The 4,572-nt window shown below is 74.0% G+C and carries 5 protein-coding genes; all 5 read left to right on the top strand.

Annotated features, from left to right (window positions below):
• Positions 1-222 (top strand): DUF2071 domain-containing protein (locus ND748_RS25850; protein ID WP_251748714.1); only part of this gene is annotated, 222 nt, incomplete at its 5' end.
• 64 nt (positions 223-286) lie between these two features.
• The gene (locus ND748_RS25845; protein WP_251748712.1) at positions 287-760 is read left to right on the top strand and encodes a hypothetical protein; all 474 of its coding nucleotides are present in this window, start codon (positions 287-289) and stop codon (positions 758-760) included.
• 321 nt (positions 761-1,081) lie between these two features.
• Positions 1,082-2,236 carry a phosphotransferase family protein gene (locus tag ND748_RS25840; protein ID WP_251748711.1) on the top strand — a complete coding sequence of 385 codons (1,155 nt, stop codon included), beginning with the start codon at positions 1,082-1,084 and terminating at the stop codon, positions 2,234-2,236.
• A gap of 148 nt (positions 2,237-2,384) precedes the next feature.
• Positions 2,385-2,765, top strand: coding sequence for a MarR family winged helix-turn-helix transcriptional regulator (locus ND748_RS25835; RefSeq protein ID WP_251748710.1), 381 nt, complete (start codon positions 2,385-2,387; stop codon positions 2,763-2,765).
• A 212-nt stretch (positions 2,766-2,977) separates the two neighbouring features.
• A partial coding sequence (locus ND748_RS25830; RefSeq protein ID WP_374216038.1) for an MFS transporter occupies positions 2,978-4,572 on the top strand: 1,595 nt, incomplete at its 3' end.

Genomic DNA, 4,572 nt, shown 5'->3' with positions numbered 1-4,572 from the left:
CGCGAGCACTCCCTGACCGCCCGCTGGCGGCTGTTCAGCGATGCCGGTGGGCGGCGCAGGCACGCCCCGGTCTGGCACGAGCCGTGGCCGTTGCACCGCGCCGACCTGCTCGACGTCGACGATCACCTGCTCACCGCGGCCGGGCTGCCGCGGCCGGCCGGCGAGCCGCTCGTGCACTACTCGCCGGGCGTCGACGTCCGGATCGGCGCGCAGCGACCGTAGTGTTGGTTCCGCGCCCGCCGGCCATCGCCGCGCGTGGGGCGGGTGTCGAGCAGGGGCGGTCAGCATGGATGTGGACGGCGCCGGTGCGGACTACCGCGAGGTCTTCGAGGCGGCGACCCGCCCGGCGGCCGAGGGCGCCGGAGCTCGGGATGCCGGAGTTCGGGATGCCGGAGCTCGGGACGCCGAGGGCTGGATTCGGGCGGTGCTCGAGGGGGCGCCCGCGCCGGTGCGGTGGTTCCTGCGGGCCGGCTGGCAGTTCGGCCTGGGCCTGCGGCTCGGGCCGGTGTCGTCGCCGCGGCACGTGCTCGGCTGGCCGATCGTGGCGCGCGAGCCGAACGTGGTCCGCCTGGCCACGGACTCGCCGCTGGTGTCCGCCGAACTGGTCCTGCGCGTGCGGCCGGCGGCGATCAGCCTCACCACCAGCGTGACCTTTACCCGGCGGGCGGCCCGCCTGCTGTGGACCGCGGCCCTGCCGCTGCACCGGCTGTCGGTGCCGCGTCTCCTGCGCCGCGCCGTCGCCGCCTCCCCCGCCCCGTAGAACGAGTGGTCCCGTCCTGCCCTGCCGGGAAACGGGTTGCGGTGCGTTCTGCACGGTCCGGACCCTGGGATCGGGCGCATCGCACCGCAGTGCCTCCCGCGCGACGCAGCCAGGCGGCGACGTGCGGTTCCGCGGAACCGCCTGTGTCGCGCGGTTCCGCGGAACCGACTGTGGTGCTTGCGCGGCGTGGGGGTCGGCGGGAGGCTGGTTCGTGAGAACGTTCCGTTCGGCGTGATTGTCCCGTCCGCGGGAGGTCCTCGGGGCTCGCTCGAGGTGAGGGTCGACGCCATGCCGTTCGGCCTGGCTCGAGAGGGGTGCGCGGTGGCTGTCCCGTTCCAGGCCGATCCGGACCGTCTGCGGTCTCGGCTCGCCGCCTGGCTCGCCGCGCATCCCGCCGATCCCGCCGATCCCGCCGATCCCGCCGGTCCGGCGGGTGGTGGTCCGGCGGGGGTGCGGTGGGAGCTCGGGGAGCCGACCGTGCCGTCGGGGCAGGGGCTCTCCGGGGAGCTGGTGTTGCTGCCGGCGACCCGGATCGGGCCGGACGGACGGCGGGCCTCCCGGCCGCTGGTCGTGCGGATGGCGCCGCGACGGTTCCGGCTCTACCCGTGGGACCGGTTCGCCGAGCAGTGCCGCATCGCCGAGATCCTGGCCCGTGACACCGACGTCCCGGTGCCGCCGGTGTACGGCCACGAGCTCGACCCGGAGGTGCTCGGCGCGCCGTTCATCGTGCTCGGCCGGGTCGATGGCGACGTGCCCGCCGACCTCCCGCCGTACCACATGCAGGGCTTCATGATCGACATGGCGCCGGCCGCGCGGGCCAGGGTCTGGGACGCGGGCCTGGTCGCGATGGCCGGGATCCACCGGCTCGACCCGCAGCGGCTCGGGCTCGGCTTCGCGGGGCAGCCCGAATACGGCCCGGTCGGGGCGGCCCAGCAGCTCGCCGCCTACCAGCGGCACCTGGACTTCTTCGCCGTCGACGAGGCCGCCCGCGCCACGGTGGACGACGCGCTGGCCTGGCTGCACGATCATCCGCCGGCCGAGCGCCATCCCGTCCGGCTGGTGTGGGGGGACGCCCGGATCGGGAACATGATCTTTCAGGGGGAGCGGGTCGCGGCCGTGCTCGACTGGGAGATGGTCTCCCTCGGTCAGCCCGAGACCGACCTCGGCTGGTTCCTGCACCTCGACCGCCACCTCGGCGAGGGCGTCGGGCTGGCGCGCCTACCCGGCCTGCCGGACCGCGCGGCGACGGTCGCCCGCTACGCCGAGCTCCTTGGCCGGCCGATGGAGAACATGGAGTACTACCTCCTGCTCGCCTCGCTGCGTCACACCCTGCTCGCTGCCCGGGTCACCCGACTGATCCGCGAGTACGAGCTGCTGCCGCCGGACCTGGTGCCACCGATCGACCAGTTCGCCGCCCGGCTGCTCGCCCGCGTGCTCGACGAGGCCCGCGTCGGCGTGAGCTCGGGGGCCGGCTGACGCCGAGTTTGTCAGGCCAGCCTTATCAACCTAGCCTGATGAAATGTCTTTGGGCCCTGATGTGCATCCTGCCGCCCCTCTTGCCACCCCTCCTGCTGCCTCTCCTGATGTCCGTCAGATCGCCGTCGCCCTGCGGCTGAGTCTCGGGATGCTCGTGCGCCGGCTGCGCCAGGCCCAGCCTGAGGGGGAGCTGACGATGCCCGAGTCGGCCGCGCTGGCCCGCCTGGACCGGGGTGGCCCGGCCACCGCGGCGGCGCTCGCCCGGCTCGAGCAGATCAGCCCGCAGGCCATGGGCGCCACCCTCGCCGCGCTGGAGGCCCGCGACCTGGTCGAACGTCGCCGCGACCCGGCCGACGGCCGGCAGGTGATCCTCTCGCCGACCGAGTCGGGGCTCGCGGCGCTGCGCAGCCGCCGTGACGCGCGCACCGAGCTGCTCACCGGGGCGCTGTCGACCGGGTTCAGCCGGGCCGAACTGGACCAGCTCGCCGCGGCCACGCCGCTGCTCGAACGCCTCGCGGAACGCGTCTGATGCCGGCGTCCGGGCCGAGAACATCCGGCGCGGGGACACCCGGCGCAGGGACTCCCGGCACAGGGACTCCCGGCACAGGGACTCCCGGCGCAGGGACATCCGGCGCAGGGACATCCGGCGCGGGGACATCGCCTGCGGGGACGGCTGTCGCGGCAGGTGCGGACGGCAACTACCGCTGGGTGGTCCTGGCGAACACGACCGCGGCGGTGTTCATGTCCGCGCTCGACGGGTCGATCGTCCTCATCGCGCTGCCGCCGATCTTCCGCGGGATCCACCTGGACCCGCTGGCCCCGGGCAACGTCGGCTACCTGCTCTGGATGATCATGGGCTACCGGCTCGTGCAGGCAGTGCTCGTCGTCGCCCTCGGCCGGCTCGGCGACATGTTCGGCCGGGTCCGGATCTACAACGCCGGGTTCGCGGTGTTCACACTCGCCTCGATCCTGCTGTCGTTCGACCCGTTCGACGCCGGCCGCGGGGCGCTGTGGCTGATCGGCTGGCGGGTGCTGCAGGCGGTCGGCGGGTCGATGCTCACGGCGAACTCGGCGGCGATCCTCACCGACGCCTTTCCCGCCGACCAGCGCGGCTTCGCGCTCGGCATCAACCAGGTCGCCTCGCTCGCCGGCCAGTTCGTCGGCCTCGTCGCCGGGGGGGTGCTCGCCGTGCTGGACTGGCGGGCGGTGTTCTGGGTGAACGTGCCCGTCGGGGTGTTCGGGACGGTGTGGGCGTACCGGCGGCTGCGCGAGACCACCGCAGCGCGCGGCAGCGGCGGCCGCTTCGACTGGTGGGGCAACATCACCTTCGCGGTCGGCCTCGCCGCCGTGCTCATCGCCGTCACCGAGGGCCTGCAGCCCTACCGCGGGCACGCCATGGGCTGGACGAATCCCACGGTCGTCGGCCTGCTCGTCGGGGGAGTGGCGCTGCTCGTCGCCTTCGTCGCCGTCGAGCGCCGCCACCCCGAGCCGATGTTCGCGCTCGGCCTGTTCCGGATCAGGGCGTTCGCCGCCGGCAACATCGCCGGGCTCGCCGTCTCCATCGCCCGCGGTGGCCTGCAGTTCATGCTGATCATCTGGTTGCAGGGGATCTGGCTGCCCCTGCACGGCTACGACTACGAGGACACGCCCCTGTGGGCCGGGATCTACCTGGTGCCACTGACCGTCGGCATCCTGGTTGCCGGGCCGGTGGCCGGCATCCTGTCCGACCGGTTCGGCGCCCGCGGTCTCGCCAGCGCCGGGATGGCGGTGTTCGCCGGCAGCTTCGTCGGCCTGATGCTGCTGCCCGTCAACTTTTCCTACTGGGCGTTCGCCCTGCTCATCGCGTTGAACGGGATCGGCGGCGGGATGTTCGCCGCCCCCAACTCCTCGGCGATCATGGGCAGTGTGCCGGCTGAGCAGCGCGGCGCCGCCTCCGGGATGCGCGCGACGTTCCAGAACTCCGGGACGGCACTGTCGATCGGTGTGTTCTTCTCCCTGATGATCGCGGGCCTCGCGGCCACCCTGCCGGCCGCGCTGAACAGTGGCCTGCGCGCGCAGGGCGTGCCGGCGGGGGTCGCCCACGACGTCGCCGCGCTGCCGCCGGTGTCGTCGCTGTTCGCCACCGTCCTCGGCGTGAACCCGGTCGAGCATCTGCTCTCCGCCGGCGGCGGCCTGGCCGCCGTGCCGCCGGCGAACCGGGCGACGTTGACCGGCCGCGAGTTCTTCCCCGAACTGCTTGCCGGCCCGTTCCACCATGGGCTTGTCATCGTGTTCGCGCTGGCCGCCGGGCTCGGCGTCCTCGCCGGCCTCGCGTCGGTGCTGCGCGGCGCGTCGGT

Source organism: Frankia sp. AiPs1, from assembly GCF_023716945.1.
In the GTDB taxonomy this organism is placed as follows: domain Bacteria; phylum Actinomycetota; class Actinomycetes; order Frankiales; family Frankiaceae; genus Frankia.
The sequence above is the reverse complement of the archived record's forward strand: the minus strand, read 5'-3'. Positions and strand labels throughout refer to the sequence as shown.

Bases quoted from the DNA above. Each gene is read 5' to 3' on its own strand.
- ND748_RS25845 (WP_251748712.1), top strand. From the start codon at position 287: ATGGATGTGGACGGCGCCGGTGCGGACTACCGCGAGGTCTTCGAGGCG.
- ND748_RS25835 (WP_251748710.1), top strand. From the start codon at position 2,385: ATGCTCGTGCGCCGGCTGCGCCAGGCCCAGCCTGAGGGGGAGCTGACG.